The following is an 18,767-nucleotide window of genomic DNA, read 5'->3' as shown; positions in this document are numbered from 1 at the left end:
AAAAGTTTATGCTGCTATTTTTTTTTCGGAAAAATAGGTTGTAATGGGAGACTCTTTGTTTTCCTAGACAAAAATAATTACTTTTTCAAAAAAACACTTTTCTATTTTTTTGTTGGGTATTTTATTCTCTGGAAGTCCCTCAAGTACGACATTATCTGTGCATCCAGCCAAACCAATTTCATTGATCGTCAGTACGTCATGACCGGCAGCCGTAAGTAACTTAACCAGAAGTTGGGCTTGCGAGTCCTCATCAAGCAATAATCTTAGGCTCAACACTAATCCCCTTTGCTTCCAGACGGTGGCGTTCTTCTTCTGCTTCTTGCTTGAGTAGCTGCTGATTCGTCTCGCAATAGTCAATTGCTTCATAGATGGCAGCCAGGGGTAACTCCCAATTAAGGGCTGCTTCTTGAGGAGTCATGTCATTGACAATCATATCTGACCAGACATCAAAAGCTTTCAGCCTCCTGCCTTTAAAACAAAGCTGTTGTCGCCAGGAATGAGGACGTTTCTCTAAATACTGCCACTGAGTTTTCGCTACGTTGGTAGTCATGCTGATGCCTTGATGAAAGCTGGTATCCCTAGTTTATCAGCTTAAAACAGGGGAAACCACCTGAGACTCCTTCCCCTGTGAATCGCTAGTTGGGATATAGTGTTTGACGATCGTCCTCAGTACTTTTGGGGTTGGGGTTGGCCATCGCTTAACCCACGCTACAAGACTGCTTATCTTGACTAAAAAAACCCGATTCTAAAGTCCCAAACCGATCTAGTCGGGTCAGGTAAGTGATATTTATTTTGGATTTTGGATTTTGGATTGTCTGTTGGCACTAGATTGTCAAAGCGATACTCTCTCCCTCACAATCCGAATTCCTTCCCAAGCTGGCATTTGTCCTGTTTGTCGTTCAGTTATCAATCTTAAGAAAGCATAAAGATTAAAAGCTTCATAGCTTTTGGCAGCATAAAGATTACTCAATTTTTGACATTTAGTATCAGTTAGTTTTACATCTCGTAGAGCCTGATTATTTTTGAGGGCTGCATCATAAATATTTGATAATAAATAAAGTATAAGAAATACTAATAGTGAATAAAACCGAAATAAATCAACAACGCAATTGCCTTTATGGTTAAGTTCGTATTCGAGAATAATATTAAGATCGGGGTTAAGTAAGTTATAGACAATACTATATAGGTCACGATCAGCAATGCGATTGGGGTTAGAGTTAAGGACAGAGTAGAGAGTCTGATATAAATTACAATTAAGGTCAGAGGTAAGCAAATATTCAAGAATGCTATCAAGATTACGGTCATTAACGTTGTCGATTAGACAGTCGAGAATATAACCAAGATTGTTTTTAATAACTTGATTAAGTCTGAGATTAAAAGCACTGTTTAATTCAGAAGTAAGCTTGGGGTTAAGGTCAGAATTAAACTTAGGATTAAGGACGTTATTAAGAACAGAATTAAGATCAACTGTTAGATCAAGAGAAAGATTTTTTAGGGAAATGATATCCAGCTTCTTTAGAGGATTCTTTGTAGAAACGATCAAGTTAAACATTAGATCAAGAACGAGTTTTTCCAGGGAAATGGAAATGATATCCAGCTTCTTTAGAGGATTCTTTGTAGAAATGATATCCAGCTTCTTTAGAGGATTCTTTGTAGAAATGATCAAGTCAAACAAATTCATTTGCCATTGTTGCCATTCAACTTTTTCTATGCCATAAATTCTCTTTTTTTCTCCATCTTTTACCCAACATCCTATTTGCTTTTCTGGGGCTGGATGTTCTTCTATTTCAGTTAATGTAGGTATTCTGTATCTAAATCCTAATTCCGACTGTTTTTGGGTCAGCCATTCACAAAATTTTTCTGCATCACTTGCTCTTATTCCAGTAATTGGCTTTTGAGCATATCCAGGTGGAAATCTATAACCTTTCCAGTGTTCGGGTTGATAACTTTCACCTAATTCTCTCTTCTCATCAATAAACAACTGATATTCGGCACAAATAATATAACTCTTATCAATGAATAGATTATTATCAATACGCAACAAATTATTTAGCCTCCTTTTTAAGAGAACATTAGCTGCTTGTTTAAATGTGTCTTTCATAATTCAAATTTGATAATTTACAATTCATAATTTATAACTCATGGATGACTTTCTAAATCCTCTTCTAATTTAGCATCTAATTTATTTTTGACATATTCATCAACACTTAAGCCTTCATCTCGACATTCATAAGCAAGTGCCATTGTGTCAACAGTCGGTTCTTCCATGTTCAATATAGCACTAATTATATTAGTGGCATTACTTTGAGCCGCATAAAGACGAATAGTTTCGTGCCACCAAGAGTGATTAATATTGTCAAGTAATAGCTTCTCTTGCTGAGTTTCTTTGATTTCAACTGCTGCTAAATATTCTTGAAAACTCAAATGAGCGAATTCATAGACATCATTCTCTTTCTCCACCAACAAACCACAGACATCTCTCACCTGCTTAATAAACTCCTCTGCTGTAATTTCACTACTCGCTACTTCTCTTAATTTAGCTTGAATCAACGGTGCTTTTTCTGATAATTTAAACTCCCTGGTGTTATTCTGCATTAACATCAACGCCAACACTTGTAATACAGCTTGCTTTTGTGTGGCTATTAAGGGAATAGCAAGTTTTTTAGCACGGTGTCGCTTTTCTAATAATACTTGACAAATTTCTTTGTATAGTTCTACTCTCTTACCGGGTAAAGCACTTCCCCTCCGGTGTACAGTGGCAATCATGGTTAGTAGTAAAGGATTTACTGCCATATCTGCTAAAGGCTTACTATTGAGGATACGCGCAATTAAATCCTCAGCTTGTTCTCTCGCCTCTTCACGCACCCCTAAATCTTCTTCCCCCGCACGACTAATAATTTCTGTCTGTAAATACCAGTTATTAACAAACTGCTGCATTTGTTTAAGGTTGAACGGTTTTACCTCTAGCACAGTTACACTTTCTTGTAGCGGCGCACTTCTATAACCGTAAGGTCTAGAGGTTAGCAAAAAAAGCGTATCAGGATATGTTTGAATCTGTTCATCTACCCAATTTTTAACTTTCTGGCGCTGAGTTTCATCTGCAACTTCATCCAATCCATCTAACAGTACCAAACATTGTTTTTGACGTAATTTATCCGCAAACCAATGTAACGGTGGGTTGAGGGGATCAATCTTACGTTGTCCTTTAATTTGTTGGGTAATTAACTCTGGTAAAGTCAATTTATGAGCGGCAATTTCCTGACTCAACTCAATTTCCTGACTCACCTCTCTAAGATACAGCAACACGGGAATCAGTTTTGGTGCTTGCGGGTGAATCTTGCGTTGAGATTGGGTAGCATAAGTTAGGGCAATGTGCCTGAGTAAAGTCGTCTTCCCTGACCCCGGTGCGCCTAAAATAACTATGGGACGGAAAGCTGCTTCATTTTGCATGGCTGCTAAAAAGTCCCAAATTTGCTTTTCTTTGGGGTTCTTGGCGCTTCTATCTACCGCCTGAATCATTTTGGGATCGACCTGTACTGCCTCTTTGGTCGCCATCTTGAGTGGGACAAATACCTTTTCCAACTTCAAGATGCGGTCTTTATCCAATCCCTGGGTAAGATAGTCCCGACAGATGTAGATGAGTTGCTGGTAATATTTGTTAAGGAAGTTTCGTTTTGACCGCAGTTGTATCAAGTTAGATGGTATATTATTAATTGTCCTAATCAACGTTTGAGCACTCGTTTCCCCTCGTCTTTCTGCTTCTTCCTCTAGGGTTTCCATAAACTTGCCACTAAACTTAACCCAGAGAGACGAACACGCCGTTACGAAGGTTGGAATCAGAGTTTGTGTCCACTCTCCCTGCGTCAATCCTTGTTTAACAGAATCCAGCGTCCATAGGGAGGCTGTACCAAAAGGTATCCACTGAACTAAACGCTGTGTAAGTTTCTGCATCGGTGGCATCGCTGAAAAGGCTTTTCTTCCTATTTTATGCGATCTTCTGTAAAATGAATCCAAGTAGTGGGACTTAGGCATTTTCGGTCAGACGGAAAGGCTCAAACCCTTACGGGACAATACGTTAACCTTGATCTGCTAGTTTCCTTGATATATCTAGGTTTCAGCGATTTTGGGTTTCTCGAAGTAAATCCCAATCCCTACTTGGGGTTGAGACTTTTATCGATTTGTTTTTTGTTTAAGTTACAGTAGCAGATATTCAGCAATTTTCTTGATATGGGTAGCAACAATATTGTAATTATCGGACCTAGAGCATCTGGAAAAACGACTTATTTAGCTGGATTATCTTATTGGCCAAAGCTGAAGGATGTTCTGCAAGAAAAGAGAGATTATGAGATTCACCCTCGTGATGATGGTGCGCTTAGACTTCAATATCAAGCGAAAAATATTCTTTTAGAGGGGGAATTTTCACCAACAGTCATCCCAATAGAGGTTTGTTTCGGCATAAAAATAAAAAGAAGATTTTCTAAAACCGAGCTAGATCTAGTTTTTAAAGATTATCCAGGAGAGATTGATGAACCTAGTATGCACCTGCACCGTTGGTACAGAGAATTTTGGCAAGAATATTTAAGTCCTGATGTAGTAGGATGTCTGATTTTGTTGCCAGCATGGCAGCGAGAAGAATGTGATAGACAATATAGTCGTATTGTGGAGAATCTAACTAAACTAATCGACGAATATAAAAGAATGAAAAACTTTCGCTTAGCAGTAGCAATGAGTAAATGTGAAAGAATAGAGCTTTGGCCAGGAAGACTTAATCCTGAGTCTGATTTATTTGAAATTCATTTACCAAGAACCACAGATATATTAAGGAGAAGAATACCAAAAGAAAATTTAAAATTTTTCGCTATTTCTTCATTTGGAGTGCTAGGAGAAAATGATCCGCGTCCTAATCGGGCAAACCGCATCATTCACGGGGAGTTCCTGTCAGTTCTCAGAGATTCGGAGAAATGGCAACCCTATAACCTGATTGAACCCTTATATTGGCTGAGTACAGGACAAGTGATACCTGTATTGAATCGAAAATTTCCAGCCCTGTTTTCCTGACAAGGCTGAAAACGCACTACTTAGCCGATACCATCGAAGCCGTAATCTGTAACAGTCAGCCTGTAGGTTGGGTTTCCTTGCGTCAACCCAACTTCCATATTGATATTAAAATAAGAGATAAGTTTTCAAAAATTCTGAACCTGATGAAAATCAAAGCTATTATTCATCCAGCCGAAGAAGGCGGTTACTGGGCTGAAGTTCCCGCTCTGCCCGGTTGTATAACAGAAGGAGATAGTATGGACGAAGTTGTCGATAACCTCCAAGATGCCATACAAGGCTGGTTAGAAGTTGCCAATGAAAGCAAACAACCTGAATCTAGGTCAGAAGTGATTGAAATTGCTGTATGAAATCAATATCAAGGAAAAAACTCTGTAAAATTGTCGAAAAAAAAGGTTGGATACTCAAAAAAATTACCAGTAGTCACCATATTTATGAAAAGGAGGATCAAGATAAAATTCTATCTATTCCTGTACACCGCAATCAGGACTTAAAAATTGGAACTTTAAAATCAATTATGAAAATAGCTCGATTATCGGAAGATGACTTATAAGCTTTCGTAGGGTGCGTTAATGTTAATGTAACGCACCATCAATTTCCTAATATGCGGTGGGTTACGCTGTCACTAACCCACCCTACAGTGCTACTGTGAAGAGACAAGCTGATGTCCGAGGTTATAATGGTCAAAGAGTTAAAAAAGAAATTAATCTAATCAATAGCCACAATGAAGGTACAGCCAAATGAGTCAAGTCTTAACCCTAGAATTGAGCGATGAAGTCTATGCCGCCTTGCAACAGCAAGCTAAAATATTAGGTATCGACCTGTCAGAATTAGTAACAACTTCCCTAGAGCGACAGTATCGCTTAACAAAAGCTAAAGACCAACGCACGGAAGCGGAAAAAGAAGCAGCACGTCAACGCTTTCGAGCGCACGCTGGCTCAATTAGCGGCTATCCGACAGGAGCAGATAATGAAAGCATTGATGCTGACTTAGGGAGAGAGTATGGAGATACTCATGAGGAGACATCAAATCGGTGATACTCCTCGATACTTCTGGGTTACTTTGCTATGTCTATCGTGATCAACCAGGACATGAAGAAGCTGTCCAATTGTTAGATAGTGCAGGTAAAAGCATCACCCACAGTTACGTTTTAGCAGAGTTAGTTGCTCTAGCTCAAGTTCGGCGTTACCCGCGTTTAGCTACCCTAGAATTTATCACCGATTTGCTAGAAAATCCAGATATCGAGACAGTTTGGATAGATGAGCCTTTACATCGTGCTGCTGTCAAACTATTGATGGCACGGCAAGATAAGACTTATTCCTTATGTGATGCAGTTAGCTTTTTATTGATGCGTCAGTTCAATATTAATGAAGCATTAACCACCGATCGCCATTTTGAGCAAGAAGGTTTTCACCGTTTACTTGTATTCTAAAAAGGGCAGAGCTGCGTCAGGGGTTGGTATTTCTCCAACTGGTACTCCTGCCATTTCCCCGGCCTCCGTTCGGTGAGGGATTGGGCGTTTCCCAACTGTGCGGCTGCTTCCCGCCAGAATTGTTCAAAGTTCTGCCGCAGTTCTCCGGTGGCAATCATTGATTTTAACGGGATAATTTACTCAACAATTCCAAGAGTTTTTGACTATTAGGAGTCAAGAGAGTTCGACGATAGGCATCGGCGGCCTTTTTAATCGCTTCCGCTTGGGTGGGATAGGGATGAATAACAGTAGAGAGTTTACTCAATCCGATTTTGGCAACCATAGCGGTGGTAATTTCAGAAATCATCTCACCGGCGTGGGAGGCGACGATAGTGGCTCCTAAAATTTGGTCGGAACCTTGTTTGTGAATAATTTTTAAAAAACCTGCTGTTTCGCCATCAGCGATAGCTCGATCGACTATACTCAAAGGAATTTTAATAGTATTAGTGACCAATCCCCGGGTCTGTGCTTGGGTTTCATCCATACCCACACGAGCAATTTCTGGGTCGGTATAAGTGACCCAAGGCATAACTAAATTACTGAGCTTATCGCGTCCGAAACCGAAGGGAGAAAAGAGAGTATTTTTAATCACAATACGGGCGGATGCATCGGCAGCATGGGTAAATTTCCAATCCATACAGATATCACCGGCCGCATAAATTTTCGGGTTAGTAGTTTGCAGATAATCATTAACTTTGACTCCCCGACGAGTATCGTATTCCACGGCCACCGCTTCTAAATTTAATCCTGACACATTAGGCTCCCGGCCGGCAGCGACTAAAATCTCATCAACGGTGATAGTTGCTCCCTGGCCGTTGCTAGTATATTCAATCGTTTTACCCCGCTCATTTTTTGTCACCCGTTCAATTTGGCAAGAGAGAATTAATTGCATTCCTTCCCGCAGGAAAGTATTCTCAATAATTTCGGCTGCTTCTGGGTCTTCTTTATTCAAAAGATGGGAATAATTATGAAATAAAATCACCTGTGCGCCTAACCGTTGAAAAGCTTGGGCTAATTCACAACCAATCGGCCCGCCACCGATAACAGCTAATCGGGGAGGTAATTCTGTGAGGGAAAAAATTGTTTCATTGGTATAAAATCCCGCTTCTTTTAGTCCGGGGATATCGGGATGAAAAGCCCCAGCACCAGTGGCAATGACGGCTTTTTTATAAGCGAGGGTTTTTCCTGCCACTTCCACGGCATTTTGTCCTAAAAAACGAGCGCTACCCAAGAAGACATCGATACCTAGTTTTTGGAAACGTTGCACCGAATCATGATGACTAATATCGGCGCGAATTTGCCGCATTCTGGTCATGACTCTGGCAAAATCTACCCTAGTATCCCCAATATCAATTCCTAATTTTTTGGCTTTCTCAATTTCCCCGATAATTCTAGAGGAACGAATCAGACATTTAGAAGGAATACAACCGAAATTGAGGCAATCTCCCCCCATTAAGTGTTTTTCCACTAAAGCCACTTTTAAACCTATATCTAAACCCGCCGCCCCCGCCGCTACGACTAAACCCGCAGTACCCCCACCAATGACGACTAAATCATAACAATCTTGGGGTTGGGGATTGAGCCAATCGGCAGGATGAACATAATTAACTAATTTTTGATTATGTTCGTCCATGGGGAGAATACTAACTTCACTGGAGCTATTTTGAAACATAGTGAACTACCTCGACTCCCTAGGCGCAGTTACCGCCTTTATTTTGTAGTTTATAGTCAATAAATTTCCCTCTTGACCAAGTTGGTAGAGTAAGTTTCTTGGTTCTATGTTAGTTGTTGTTGTATTAATCCGACAAAACCTGATGAGCCTTTCTCTGTCAACTCTTAAGGAGTCGTGCGTTTTATTTTTCAATTGGGGATTTAAGAGCCAATTTTAAAGGCTTCTAGAAATAAACTATAGGTGATACCAATTTTTAGTAAATTGAAAGATTCTCGCAGAATCGGTGCTGGTTTAGCCTGGGAACTTTTTCGATAAACAATCCGGCTAGTCGCCTCCGTAAACAGCAGTAATAAACCGGCAGCGGTGACATCCCATTGAGCAGTTTGGCCAGCAGTAGTGACAATTGCTTGCCCAGAAAAAACTCCAAATAAAACACAAATTATCTGGAGGGAAATCCGCCGCCAAGGATTACCAAAAAAGCTATTAAATCGACTGCTGGTGACATTAGCCAGCGTACTTAAACGGGTGCGTTGCATGGTCATATTTATTTAGAAGTAATACGATTAAGAAGCCACAAAGAGGTAACAATACCAGTAAAGTGCGCGAGAATTGTATTAGTATTAGCCTGCACAATTAACAGGTCAACAGAATTAACAAATTGACTGGGGTTAGAGGCAACATTAAAAGTGCCTTGAGGAACATTGAGGGATTTAATTAAGACGATTCCCGCCAAGGCTTGCGCTCCCAAAATTGTTAAAAACATCCCGATAATATTAGCGATTAAACCCTGACGGATTAATTGAATAGTATCGGATTTTTTCGGGCGACTATCTTGATCACCCCCCAACATTTGACGGGCAATTTTCATGTAACGAGAGGAAAAGAAAATGGCAACTACCAAGAAACAAGCCCCACCAATGGCACATAAAACACCGATTTCAATACCGGAAGTGCGTTGTCTCGTCCCTAATAAACTAGCGGTAGCAATGAGCAATAAAACCCCTGAAATTACGCCTAGGACAATCTGCGTCCAAAAACCGATTCTTCCCTGACGTAAAAGGATATTAGCAGCCCGTTGGACGGCTGGAGGCAAGGAATAAAGATCAGAATCTCTAGGGGTGGATATATTGGTAATTTCTGATTGTTTGTCTCTCATCGGGGTTAAGCTAGGGATTGGGTAAATCTGGTCCTGATCTATTTTCGTCTTTTTTTTTGTCCATGGCTAGAGATTTAATCAAGCTCTGGCATAATTAATTTTTCAGGGTTCAAATACGGCAAAAATAATGATTAAATTGCCTAAAATATGTAAATAGACCATTTAATTGATTGTTATTCATTCTTAATTCTCCTGACTACTGGCTACTGACTCCTCACCCTAACAACAATTTTTGATTTTTACAAGAGGTCTAATTTTGGCACTGACTGGCTATCTGTTTAGCTTCTACCTGTAAACGCTGGGCCATACGAAACATTTCTTGACCGGTGTGGAGAGAGCGATCGTCGTAGTTAAGGGTAAAGGTTTCTAATTCTTCTAGTCCGTCAGTGAGATGATTGAGACAGTAGTAAAGAGAAGCGGCCACTTTGGCCATTTTGGCAGGGTTGGGCCGTTGGGAAAAGAGGGTTTTGGCTCGATCGAGATTTTGGCGACAGGTTTCTAGATAGTCTTGAAAAACAGCCATCAACTGATCATCGAAGGGATCGGCGGATAGGTGATTGATCTGACCTTTTAGGGGTCGGATAATTTGACCGATCAGGCGATTAATCGGGCTATAGGTCTGGTTATACCACTGTTTGACCAGGGCTTCGTCTTCCTGGACTGCTTCTTTGTAACGATGGTAATTTGCCTGGGCGGTGGCGGTGCGTTGGGCGCGTTTTTCGGGAGAATTGGCGATTAGTTGGTTATCGTAGTCCTTTCTTAGTCTCGGATCGCTTAGGATCTCGTAGGCGGCGTTAATAGCGACGATTTTATCGTGACTGGCACTATCGTTTTGACTATCGGGATGGAATTGTCTGGCTAAACGCCGATAGGCCCGTTTAATCTCGTCAGGGGTCGATTTATAGCTGATTTCTAAGGTTTGGTAGTGGTTGCCGGTCATGAGCGCAAGCGATCGATCTGTCTTTTGTTATTATCGATCATGGTTAACGCGGCAGAGAAGGGGAATTGTCAGTTATCAGTGATCAGTTATCAGTGATTTAGACAAAAGGATTGATTTCAGGGATATCCTCGATCGAGGGTAAGTCTATTTGGCCCGATCGCTCTTGTGTAAGATAATAGGGACAATGAAGCTGACAATCGGGACGATGGGGAAAATCGACTAAATCATTTTGGTATGCTAATAGATAGCGATCGAGATCCTTCAATAAACGGCGTAAATCCCGTCCTGTCCGTTGGTGTAGTTTGCGATTATAGTTAAAAGTAATTTGTTCGGGGTTGCGGGGTAACTGCACAAACCAATAGGTCATCGATAAACTATCAGGAGGATAAGCAGAAGTTTCTGCCAACACATACAGATAAAGTCTCGTCTGCCAATTTTTGGCTAGTTTGTCGGCATCGATAGGTTTTAAGTAGGTTTTCCAGTCAAAAATTACCGCTCGATCGCTCTCTAGTAAAATTAAATCATAGATAACCGTTAATAAATAATTACCCACAGTTAAACTGCGACAATGTTCCGCTTCTCGATTAGCTTCTCCCGGATTTTGGGCAATTGCCGGGGCGGCCTTTAATAGGGCTGTTAAACAATGTTCTAACTGTTCATTTTCGCGTAATAGGGACATGATCGGTAGCCCTAATTCCCGCTGCTGTAATAATAGGTGAAACTGACTGCCCCATTCTTGCCTCTCCAATTGCCCGGGGTCAGCCGGTGTGTTAAGTTGCTCTAGATAGACTTTTTGAAATCTCGGTGGACAAGTTTCCAATAGGTTTAAATGGCCCTGGGCAAGACGATAGATATTAGACATGATAACTAGATAGGTATTAAAAACTTTCAGATGCCCCCCTTATTAAGGGGGGATTAAGGGGGGATCGGCACCCCCATTATCAAAGGTAGATCCCCCCGCCTATCGGCACCCCCCTTATCAAGGGGGGCAGGGGGGATCGAACCTAAAATCCATTTTTAATTTAATTATAACTAGCTACTTAGAGTTATCGTTGATAAAACAGGAGTTAGTCTATGGTTTTTAGCTGACAGATGCTAGGAAGGTTGAATAGCCAGAGTATTTAGTAACATTTGATAGACAATACTAAAAGAAATTGATTAGGACAATCTATGCTTAAGAAAAAGGATCATGACAGCCTTTCCCATAAAAATGAAGTGTAACCTAATTTGGTGTTAACGACCGAGGACTGACCCGCCAAAACAAAAACTTCCTATCTCATCATTAAGATCAGCTGCCCGCCTATTTAAATTGCTTGTTGAGATGAGGCACTGTGGCAGTGTTGCAACAGTAAAGGGATTGGGAGAGATTGACCTAATCTAAGGATCGGGGGTTAAAATACGTCTTAGCTTAATGACAGACAATAGCTTTTTAGAGCTATGATCAGGGTTTTATGCCTATAAAAGTCCCTGTTTACTTAATAAAGAAAATTTGACAAACTTATATAATAATGCTTGGTAGTGAAGCTTCTCAATAATTGATCCCCCATGACTTGGTTATATAAAACCCCCGGTATTCCCGATGAACTGTTTGAACGTTTACCCGGGATTCCCCTGAGTAAACGCGAGGTGAGATTATTGATGATTTCCGCTTTGAGGTTAGGTGATGGGGGGGTTTTCTGGGATATAGGAGCAGGAACCGGCACTATTCCCGTTGAAATTGGCTTATTATGCCCCAATAGTCCGATTATTGCCATTGAAAGGGATGAAGAAGTGGCCAGTTTAATCCGCCGTAATTGCGATCGCTTCGGGGTAAAAAATGTCACCGTTTTTGAAGGCAGCGCACCCGATTGTCTGCCCAATATATCCCTAGCACCCGATCGCGTCTGTATCGAGGGCGGCAAACCGATTAAATCGGTCCTGCAAGAAGTGTGGCAATACCTGAAACCCAATGGCCGCATCGTGGCTACGGCCAATAATTTAGAAACCCTCTATCAATTTTCCGAAGGTTTTTCTAATTTACAGGCCCGTAATATCGAGATTGTCCAAGCGGCAGTAAATCGCCTAGAAACTAGGGGTATTCACCAAGTTTTTGCCGCCGTTGATCCCATGTTTATCCTGAGCGGCGATAAACTTTAATTGGGGATAACCTTCCATAAAGTTTTCTTAATCTATATAATTATGACAATGCCGCCTAACTTCTCTGGATTAACCATGCCTTGGCCACGCATTGTCAGCGCTATTTTTGCTATTGCCTTCGCACTGGGAATTATTATCGTTGGGGGTTGGTATTTCACCCTCGGCATCGGTGTTATCGTCTTTTTGGGACAATTAGAGTATTTTCGCTTAGTTCGCGCTAAAGGCATTGAACCGGCCGCTAAAACCACTCTCGTAGTTTCCCAATTATTACTACTGACGGCAACTATGGCAGCCCCCCTCACCGATGCCATGTTTCCCCTGGCCGGAGCGTTAATTTGTTTTTATCTGCTCTTTCAGCCCAAAATGGCGACAATTGCCGACATTTCCACCTCAATTCTCGGTCTGTTTTACGGTGGTTACTTACCCAGTTATTGGATTCGTTTACGGGTCGGTTTTTCTCCCGAAAGTGGTCCCGTGGCTATGGCCAGTAACTTACCCCTGATGGGATATTGGCCGGAATCGTGGATGGAACCGAAATTATTCCCGGCCGCTTTGACGGTGACTTTTCTAGCTTTCGGTTGTATTTGGGCCGCCGATATCGGAGCTTATATCATGGGAAAATGGTTAGGGAAAACCAGTTTATCGCTGATTAGTCCCAAAAAAACCGTGGAAGGTTCCTTTTTTGGCATTTTAGGCAGTATAGCGGTGGCCGATTTGGGTGCTTGGTATTTAGATTGGCCCTATTGGCAGCTGACGGGCTTATTTTTGGGCTTATTAATTGGTATTGTCAGTTTATTGGGCGATTTAACCGAATCGATGATGAAACGCGATGCTGGGGTCAAGGATTCCGGGCAGTTAATCCCCGGTCACGGTGGTATACTCGATCGCACTGATAGTTATGTCTTCACCGCTCCCCTAGTATATTATTTCGTCACTTTACTGCTGCCCTTGTTGCGTTAGTAATTTGCATCTTCTCCAAGTGCTAGATTAAAGATTAAACTCAAATTTGCGATTATGTCAGCAGTCGTCCATCCCCGGGGTAAAGTTTATCTTCTCGGTGCGGGAATCGGTCAGAGTAGTTTTCTCACCCTGCAAGCGCGAGCAATTTTAGCCACGGCCGAGGTTTTGCTGTACGATGCCCTAGTGGATAGTCAAATCTTCTCCCTAGTGCCGAAAACCTGTGTTTTAGTCGATGTTGGCAAACGGGGGGGACAACCCGGGGCCGAGCAGAATCAGATTAATCGGATACTGGTTAATTATTGTCAAGAGGGAAAACGGGTTATTCGGCTTAAAAGTGGTGATCCGGGGGTTTTTGGGCGAGTATATCCTGAAATGTTGGCCCTAAAGCAGGCAGGCTGTGATTTTGAACTGATAACCGGTATTTCCTCCGCTTTAGCCGCTCCTTTATTGGCTGGAATTCCCCTGACGGAAAAGGATATTAGTCGCTGTTTTGCGGTCTTGAGCGCTCACGATCCCGAGTCTCTCGATTGGTCAGCTTTAGCTAAAATTGATACACTTGTGCTATTGATGGCTGGTCAGTCTTTAGGGCAAATTATCGAGAAATTATACCAAAATGGGCGGAATATTCACGACTCGATCGCTATTATCCGTCAGGCGGGACGCAAGGATCAACAAATTTGGCGCGGCACCTTAGAAAATATTCTCGCTCAAACCGCCGGGGTGTCCCTCTCACCCTCTATTATGGTCATTGGTCAAGTTGTGGATCTGGCGATTATGTCCTCTCCCCCACCCCTAGGCGGTAAAACTATTGTTATTACCCGTGCCGCCGAGCAAACGAGTCAATTTAGCGAAATTTTGCAAAATCAAGGCGCAGAAGTCCTAGAAATGCCCGCTTTAGAGATTCGTCCCCCCGACCGTTGGCAAGGTTTAGACGATGCCATCGCTCAGTTAAAAGAGTTTGATTGGCTGATTTTAACTTCTGCCAATGCTGTTAATTTTTTCTTTGATCGCTTGACATTTTGGGGAAAAGATGCTAGGGCTTTAGCGACTGTAAAAATCGCCGTGGTGGGTAAAAAAACCAGCCAAGTTTTGCACTCACGAGGATTAAACGCAGATTTTATCCCGGGGGATTTTGTCGCTGATGCTTTGGTAAACGAGTTTCCCGACCCGATTAAGGGGCAAAAATTCCTCTTTCCTCGCGTGGAAACGGGAGGGAGAGAGATATTAGTTAAGGAATTAACGGCCAAAGCCGGTCAGGTGACGGAAGTGGCCGCCTACGATTCCGGATGTCCCGCACGCATGGATAGTGGCATCTGGGAAGCGTTTCGAGATGGGAAAGTCGATATAGTCACCTTTGCTAGTTCCAAAACCGTCCAGAATTTTTATCAGTTATTGCGACAAGAAACGGCAGAATTATCGGTTAATTCCCTCTTAGAAAAAGTTTGTCTGGCTTCTATCGGTCCGCAAACTTCAAAAACCTGTCAAGAGTTATTTGGTCGTGTTGATATCGAGGCGCGAGAATATACCCTAGAAGGATTGACTAGCGCTTTAATCGAGTGGAGTAAGACCTGACATCCTCGCCGCCGTATTTGCGGCAGCCGGGGTTGGGAGAATCAAAGCCCCCCTTATCAAGAAGGATCAAAGCCCCCCTTATCAAGGGGGGTTGGGGGGATCAAAGCCCCCCTTATCAAGAAGGATCAAAGCCCCCCTTATCAAGGGGGGTTGGGGGGATCAAAGCCCCTTATCAAGAAGGATCAAAGCCCCTTATCAAGAAGGATCAAAGCCCCCCTTATCAAGGGGGGTTGGGGGGATCAAAGCCCCTTATCAAGAAGGATCAAAGCCCCCCTTATCAAGGGGGGTTGGGGGGATCAAACTTCCAATTACTCCACAAACTCCCTCAAAATTACTCAAAACTTCTTGATTAGTAAAGCGGATTACTGTTAATCCATAACCTGATAAAATTTGGGTTCTTTCTAAGTCATAGTTCTGAGCATCTTCCCTATTATGACTATCACCATCAATTTCAATCACTAATTTTAATTCGGGGCAATAAAAGTCAACAATAAATTGATCAATCGGTCTTTGACGATGAACTCTATATTGAAAATTTTTTAAGTATTCATACCAAAGTTTTCTTTCAGCTTTGGTCATATTTTTACGGAGTTCTTTGGCTCGTTCTACGAGTTTGGGATTGTAGGGTAGATGATGATGATTGGTTAATTCCATAAGCTTACTTTCTGGTTAGTCATGTTACCGTACTTAGCCCCCCTTATCAAGGGGGGTTGGGGGGATCAAACTTAACGTGATTGCAGTTTTATTTATTAAAAAAAGAAAGATTATTTTTCAACTAATAAGTTTAGCATATATAGCGTTTTCTGTTCGCACGAGGTACATTATTAATGTTGAAAAGCTTAATCAGCAAAGGTTTAACTGTGCCACCCAGAGGTGAGAACCGCTATAATATCCCTTATCAAGGAGTCGTAGGCGGGGGGATGAAACTTAAAGCGATTGCGTTTTTTTATTAAAAAATCAGGTGTTATTGTTGATAAGTTTTGCTGTTAGCAGGGGAATTTTGGGGGGCAGTTTTGAGGTTTGATCCCCCCAACCCCCCTTGATAAGGGGGGCTTTTTATTGGTTGAATTTGATCCCCCCAACCCCCCTTGATAAGGGGGGCTTTTTACTGGTTTAAGATGTATAAGTCTGTGATATATTACAGGTTACAAGTCGCTGCGCGAGAAAAGAGATACCCTCCACCACACGCGGCGACCAACCCCCCCCCCTGGTGTGCGCCCCACGACCCTCCACCAAGGTGACGGTAGGTGTGCGTGCTTACTACCCTCTAATAAAAAAGTTAGCTCATCATAGCTCAACCAGTCTCCGCCCCTGCGCCAACCCACCTCGTCAGCGAATTTTTTATACACATCATAATCGTATTCTCCTGGGACACCACCGCAATCCAGCCAGACTTTTTTCTGCACAGAAAAGCCAAATTTGCCGCCGCTATTATCTACCCAGAGCTTATCAATCGTGCGTAACTCTTCACAGGGAAAGTTGTTAATGCTTTCTTCATCTAGCCAGCCTTCATCTTCCCTCTTAGCAATTAACAACATTAACCGCGCCGTTTCCTCATCGGCTTCGCGCCATTGGCCATTTTTCAGATAGGTTTCTAGTTGGGTAAAGAGAGAAGTCTGTCGTTTTTGTTCTAAAAATTCCAAACCTCGACGTTTTTTAACAGGTAATTCTCGATAACATCGCTCCGCTAATCCCTGAGCTTTAGGATTATCTTGATTATAAAAATGAACAATAAAATCAGTCGGATTAATCAATAAAGTTGCATACATAATGCAAGCCTCGTACCAGAGATTTTGCTGCCAATTTTCCTTGAGTAAATTTTCTTGCTTTAACCGTTTAATCTCCAAAGCAATTAAATAGGACTGAAAAAGATTATGGGCAAACTCATAGTATTCATCCTTTTTCAAAATTAACTCACTCACATGAATTAACCGCTCTACAAAATCCTTAGCCGAAGTGCTTTCAGGATAACCAAATTCCTGAATAAAATTTTGTATAGAACTCAGTAATTCCGAATATTCAATCGTGGTTGTATTTCCCATTTTCAGGGCTAATTGTTGTAATACCCGTTGACGATGATTTTCCTCATTATTATCTAAAATCATATCAATGCCCCTAGCTTGAGGGCGAGTGATCAATTGCAGATCAAAAATTCGGCGAAATAAATCCACTCGTTGCTGAGGTAATTTTTGTTCCGAGCCAAAGTTTGCCCGATGTAACTGTACTATCATATTCAGATTTAAGGGATTTCTCGCCAAGGCTAATAGAGTAGAACTTTCCCCGGAATCATCGAGAGCAAATAACTGATTAATTAAATCCTTTGCTTTATTGTCGGCAGCTTCTTGTTTAGCTTTTAAACTTCTGCTAACTCTGGTTTCCTGCTCTTGCCAGAAATACCATTTATAGACAAAATCATGAATATTTTTATCGGTAAATTCATTAATAAACACCTTTTGCCGAGGTTTATGCTCAGAGCGAAACGCTTGATAGCCTTTCGGACGAGAAGTTAAAATAAAATAGTTTTGGCGAAAATCTTGCCACTGTTTGCCAATCCATTGACTGACTTTTTCGGCATATTCGGGTTTAACTTCATCAAAACCATCAAACATCACTAACATTCGCTGACGGGTTAAATGACTTTTAGCCCAGTTCTCAGGTAAATCTAATTCTTGAGAAATATCTTGTTTAAGATGTCGCTCAATTAAGGTCGGTAAATCCAATCCTTCTGTGGTGGTAATCACTTCCTGCCATCTCCGTAAACGTAAAAAGACAGGAATTAAAAAAGGTGCATTTTGTTTCGGTTGTTTTAGAGCGTAGTTATAGGCTAAATGACGCAATAAAGTCGTTTTTCCTCGGCCACCAGGAGCCAGAATTAACAACCGTAAATCTGTCCTCTTTTTAGCCCGTCGCAATAAATCCCAAATATCATCCCCCGTACCTTTAGATTCTTCTTCTGAGCGCAGTTCCAATTGACTCAGATCCAAATTAATAAAAATTTCTTCCAGTTCCGGAGTAGAAAAACCAAAGATTGCATCTTCAATCCCTTCAATATCATCATAACGACAATCTGAATCCCGTAATTTAATTAAATATTTCCCGTCAGGATTAGCTAATTGCCAACGTATTTTTTCCAGTCCTTTGTCTAGCCAAACAAAAAAGCTTAAAGCTGAACCTTTACCATGATTTTTACCTTTGGTTCTTGCTATTTCTAAAAACCCTTGACTCCAGGCTGATCCTTAGGTAAAAAAGCCCGTGACGATAAAAGTGACTCCCCCGACAATAATCGCCTTAACCGTGTCATGTTGACTAAGCCAAGTTAAGCCGCCTGTAATGCTACCCCCGATAATTGGAAGGGAAGGAGCGGAGGTTCGGAGTTGATGGGCAACAAAAGCAGTGATTTTTCCCGTCCAAACTTGAGCCTGTTTACTTTCCTGTTCAAAATCTGATTCTTTTTTCTCTTCAGATTCGGATTCTTCCGGCTTTGTGGTTTTATCGTCCATAAACCCCCTTTGATCAACCTCTTCTAATTATATTAGAACTCTATTAGATCTCTTGCATAAGTCTAGACAAAATAGGATAAAATAGTCCAAGAGTTAAGATTGAAAGATGACTTACGAACAAGTAAAAACTTTAAAGCCAACAGAGTTCAAACGCTTGTGTGGCCTGTATCCAGATACATTTAAGGATATGGTAACAGTCCTAAAGGCAGAAAAAGTTTGGCAAAAAAAGACAGGTAGACCTAGCAAATTGAGTACGGAAGACCAACTACTAATAACACTAGAATATTGGCGAGAATATCGCACCT

General features: G+C 41.6%; 20 protein-coding genes and 1 pseudogene. 9 read left to right on the top strand and 12 right to left on the bottom strand.

From position 1 onward, the window contains the following. Positions 1-63 precede the first annotated feature (63 nt). The 4 genes from O9323_RS18435 to O9323_RS18420 all read right to left on the bottom strand — a co-directional run bounded on the left by O9323_RS18435 (position 64) and on the right by O9323_RS18420 (position 4,032). Positions 64-366 carry a DUF5615 family PIN-like protein gene (locus tag O9323_RS18435; protein ID WP_288125549.1) on the bottom strand — a complete coding sequence of 101 codons (303 nt, stop codon included), beginning with the start codon at positions 364-366 and terminating at the stop codon, positions 64-66. Beyond that, positions 251-550, bottom strand: a complete 300-nt coding sequence (locus O9323_RS18430; RefSeq protein ID WP_287730319.1) for a hypothetical protein — start codon at positions 548-550, stop codon at positions 251-253. The genes O9323_RS18435 and O9323_RS18430 overlap by 116 nt, the downstream gene beginning before the upstream one ends. Positions 551-832: 282 nt before the next feature. Further along, positions 833-2,101: an SUMF1/EgtB/PvdO family nonheme iron enzyme gene (locus tag O9323_RS18425; RefSeq protein ID WP_288125548.1), complete on the bottom strand. Its 1,269-nt coding sequence runs from the start codon at positions 2,099-2,101 to the stop codon at positions 833-835. A 38-nt stretch (positions 2,102-2,139) separates the two neighbouring features. After that, positions 2,140-4,032, bottom strand: a complete 1,893-nt coding sequence (locus O9323_RS18420; RefSeq protein WP_288125547.1) for an NACHT domain-containing protein — start codon at positions 4,030-4,032, stop codon at positions 2,140-2,142. A 195-nt stretch (positions 4,033-4,227) separates the two neighbouring features. Here O9323_RS18420 and O9323_RS18415 point away from each other — a divergent pair, with 195 nt between their 5' ends. From O9323_RS18415 to O9323_RS18395, 5 genes are all read left to right on the top strand, one after another. Next, complete coding sequence (locus O9323_RS18415) at positions 4,228-5,058, top strand: hypothetical protein (RefSeq protein ID WP_288125546.1); 831 nt, start codon at positions 4,228-4,230, stop codon at positions 5,056-5,058. Positions 5,059-5,201: 143 nt separating this feature from the next. Next, entirely contained in the window at positions 5,202-5,405 is a 204-nt protein-coding gene (locus tag O9323_RS18410; protein ID WP_002734086.1) for a type II toxin-antitoxin system HicB family antitoxin, read from the top strand. Further along, positions 5,402-5,608: a type II toxin-antitoxin system HicA family toxin gene (locus O9323_RS18405; RefSeq protein WP_288125545.1), complete on the top strand. Its 207-nt coding sequence runs from the start codon at positions 5,402-5,404 to the stop codon at positions 5,606-5,608. Before O9323_RS18410 ends, O9323_RS18405 begins: the two co-directional genes overlap by 4 nt. A gap of 187 nt (positions 5,609-5,795) precedes the next feature. Then, complete coding sequence (locus O9323_RS18400) at positions 5,796-6,092, top strand: hypothetical protein (protein WP_002753598.1); 297 nt, start codon at positions 5,796-5,798, stop codon at positions 6,090-6,092. Then, entirely contained in the window at positions 6,089-6,487 is a 399-nt protein-coding gene (locus tag O9323_RS18395; RefSeq protein ID WP_002753596.1) for a type II toxin-antitoxin system VapC family toxin, read from the top strand. Before O9323_RS18400 ends, O9323_RS18395 begins: the two co-directional genes overlap by 4 nt. Positions 6,488-6,650: 163 nt before the next feature. Here O9323_RS18395 and O9323_RS18390 read toward each other — a convergent pair whose 3' ends face one another. From O9323_RS18390 to O9323_RS18370, 5 genes are all read right to left on the bottom strand, one after another. Beyond that, entirely contained in the window at positions 6,651-8,198 is a 1,548-nt protein-coding gene (locus O9323_RS18390; RefSeq protein ID WP_288125540.1) for a mercuric reductase, read from the bottom strand. A gap of 200 nt (positions 8,199-8,398) precedes the next feature. Continuing rightward, the gene (locus O9323_RS18385) at positions 8,399-8,740 is read right to left on the bottom strand and encodes a DUF565 domain-containing protein (protein ID WP_002753579.1); all 342 of its coding nucleotides are present in this window, start codon (positions 8,738-8,740) and stop codon (positions 8,399-8,401) included. A gap of 2 nt (positions 8,741-8,742) precedes the next feature. Then, complete coding sequence (locus tag O9323_RS18380; protein ID WP_002733490.1) at positions 8,743-9,354, bottom strand: DUF3611 family protein; 612 nt, start codon at positions 9,352-9,354, stop codon at positions 8,743-8,745. A 250-nt stretch (positions 9,355-9,604) separates the two neighbouring features. Then, positions 9,605-10,294: a J domain-containing protein gene (locus O9323_RS18375; RefSeq protein WP_002753577.1), complete on the bottom strand. Its 690-nt coding sequence runs from the start codon at positions 10,292-10,294 to the stop codon at positions 9,605-9,607. 97 nt (positions 10,295-10,391) lie between these two features. Next, a complete protein-coding gene (locus O9323_RS18370) occupies positions 10,392-11,156 on the bottom strand; it encodes a PD-(D/E)XK nuclease family protein (RefSeq protein ID WP_149107217.1) in 765 nt (254 codons plus the stop codon). A gap of 683 nt (positions 11,157-11,839) precedes the next feature. Here O9323_RS18370 and cbiT point away from each other — a divergent pair. Genes cbiT through cobA form a run of 3 tightly spaced genes read left to right on the top strand, consistent with a single transcriptional unit; the run spans position 11,840 to position 14,962 of the window. After that, complete coding sequence (gene cbiT, locus O9323_RS18365; RefSeq protein WP_002732225.1) at positions 11,840-12,430, top strand: precorrin-6Y C5,15-methyltransferase subunit CbiT; 591 nt, start codon at positions 11,840-11,842, stop codon at positions 12,428-12,430. A 42-nt stretch (positions 12,431-12,472) separates the two neighbouring features. Then, complete coding sequence (locus tag O9323_RS18360) at positions 12,473-13,390, top strand: phosphatidate cytidylyltransferase (RefSeq protein WP_016514637.1); 918 nt, start codon at positions 12,473-12,475, stop codon at positions 13,388-13,390. A 54-nt stretch (positions 13,391-13,444) separates the two neighbouring features. Then, entirely contained in the window at positions 13,445-14,962 is a 1,518-nt protein-coding gene (cobA, locus tag O9323_RS18355; RefSeq protein ID WP_288125539.1) for a uroporphyrinogen-III C-methyltransferase, read from the top strand. Between the two features lie 252 nt (positions 14,963-15,214). Here the strand turns inward: cobA and O9323_RS18350 are convergent, their stop codons facing one another. The 3 genes from O9323_RS18350 to O9323_RS18340 form a co-directional block, all read right to left on the bottom strand. Next, on the bottom strand, positions 15,215-15,616 hold the full coding sequence (locus O9323_RS18350; protein ID WP_287234060.1) for an endonuclease domain-containing protein: 402 nt from the start codon (positions 15,614-15,616) through the stop codon (positions 15,215-15,217). 491 nt (positions 15,617-16,107) lie between these two features. Further along, entirely contained in the window at positions 16,108-17,946 is a 1,839-nt protein-coding gene (locus tag O9323_RS18345; protein ID WP_288125538.1) for a GUN4 domain-containing protein, read from the bottom strand. 252 nt (positions 17,947-18,198) lie between these two features. Then, positions 18,199-18,462, bottom strand: coding sequence for a hypothetical protein (locus O9323_RS18340; RefSeq protein WP_288125537.1), 264 nt, complete (start codon positions 18,460-18,462; stop codon positions 18,199-18,201). Positions 18,463-18,568: 106 nt separating this feature from the next. Here O9323_RS18340 and O9323_RS18335 point away from each other — a divergent pair. Continuing rightward, positions 18,569-18,767: pseudogene (locus O9323_RS18335) on the top strand (transposase family protein); the annotation flags it as partial.

It is taken from the genome of Microcystis sp. LE19-131.1A (genome assembly GCF_027532015.1).
In the GTDB taxonomy this organism is placed as follows: domain Bacteria; phylum Cyanobacteriota; class Cyanobacteriia; order Cyanobacteriales; family Microcystaceae; genus Microcystis; species Microcystis ichthyoblabe_A.
Note: the sequence above shows the minus strand (reverse complement) of the source record. Positions and strands in the feature narration are given on the sequence as shown.

Excerpts from the sequence above, each read along its gene's own strand:
- O9323_RS18385 (WP_002753579.1), bottom strand. The coding sequence starts at position 8,740 with ATGACCATGCAACGCACCCGTTTAAGTACGCTGGCTAATGTCACCAGC.
- O9323_RS18410 (WP_002734086.1), top strand. The coding sequence starts at position 5,202 with ATGAAAATCAAAGCTATTATTCATCCAGCCGAAGAAGGCGGTTACTGG.
- O9323_RS18430 (WP_287730319.1), bottom strand. The coding sequence starts at position 550 with ATGACTACCAACGTAGCGAAAACTCAGTGGCAGTATTTAGAGAAACGT.
- O9323_RS18400 (WP_002753598.1), top strand. The coding sequence starts at position 5,796 with ATGAGTCAAGTCTTAACCCTAGAATTGAGCGATGAAGTCTATGCCGCC.
- O9323_RS18370 (WP_149107217.1), bottom strand. The coding sequence starts at position 11,156 with ATGTCTAATATCTATCGTCTTGCCCAGGGCCATTTAAACCTATTGGAA.
- cobA (WP_288125539.1), top strand. The coding sequence starts at position 13,445 with ATGTCAGCAGTCGTCCATCCCCGGGGTAAAGTTTATCTTCTCGGTGCG.
- O9323_RS18420 (WP_288125547.1), bottom strand. The coding sequence starts at position 4,032 with ATGCCTAAGTCCCACTACTTGGATTCATTTTACAGAAGATCGCATAAA.
- O9323_RS18380 (WP_002733490.1), bottom strand. The coding sequence starts at position 9,354 with ATGAGAGACAAACAATCAGAAATTACCAATATATCCACCCCTAGAGAT.
- O9323_RS18425 (WP_288125548.1), bottom strand. The coding sequence starts at position 2,101 with ATGAAAGACACATTTAAACAAGCAGCTAATGTTCTCTTAAAAAGGAGG.
- O9323_RS18390 (WP_288125540.1), bottom strand. The coding sequence starts at position 8,198 with ATGTTTCAAAATAGCTCCAGTGAAGTTAGTATTCTCCCCATGGACGAA.
- O9323_RS18405 (WP_288125545.1), top strand. The coding sequence starts at position 5,402 with ATGAAATCAATATCAAGGAAAAAACTCTGTAAAATTGTCGAAAAAAAA.
- O9323_RS18415 (WP_288125546.1), top strand. The coding sequence starts at position 4,228 with ATGGGTAGCAACAATATTGTAATTATCGGACCTAGAGCATCTGGAAAA.
- O9323_RS18350 (WP_287234060.1), bottom strand. The coding sequence starts at position 15,616 with ATGGAATTAACCAATCATCATCATCTACCCTACAATCCCAAACTCGTA.
- O9323_RS18340 (WP_288125537.1), bottom strand. The coding sequence starts at position 18,462 with ATGGACGATAAAACCACAAAGCCGGAAGAATCCGAATCTGAAGAGAAA.
- O9323_RS18375 (WP_002753577.1), bottom strand. The coding sequence starts at position 10,294 with ATGACCGGCAACCACTACCAAACCTTAGAAATCAGCTATAAATCGACC.
- O9323_RS18360 (WP_016514637.1), top strand. The coding sequence starts at position 12,473 with ATGACAATGCCGCCTAACTTCTCTGGATTAACCATGCCTTGGCCACGC.
- cbiT (WP_002732225.1), top strand. The coding sequence starts at position 11,840 with ATGACTTGGTTATATAAAACCCCCGGTATTCCCGATGAACTGTTTGAA.
- O9323_RS18435 (WP_288125549.1), bottom strand. The coding sequence starts at position 366 with ATGAAGCAATTGACTATTGCGAGACGAATCAGCAGCTACTCAAGCAAG.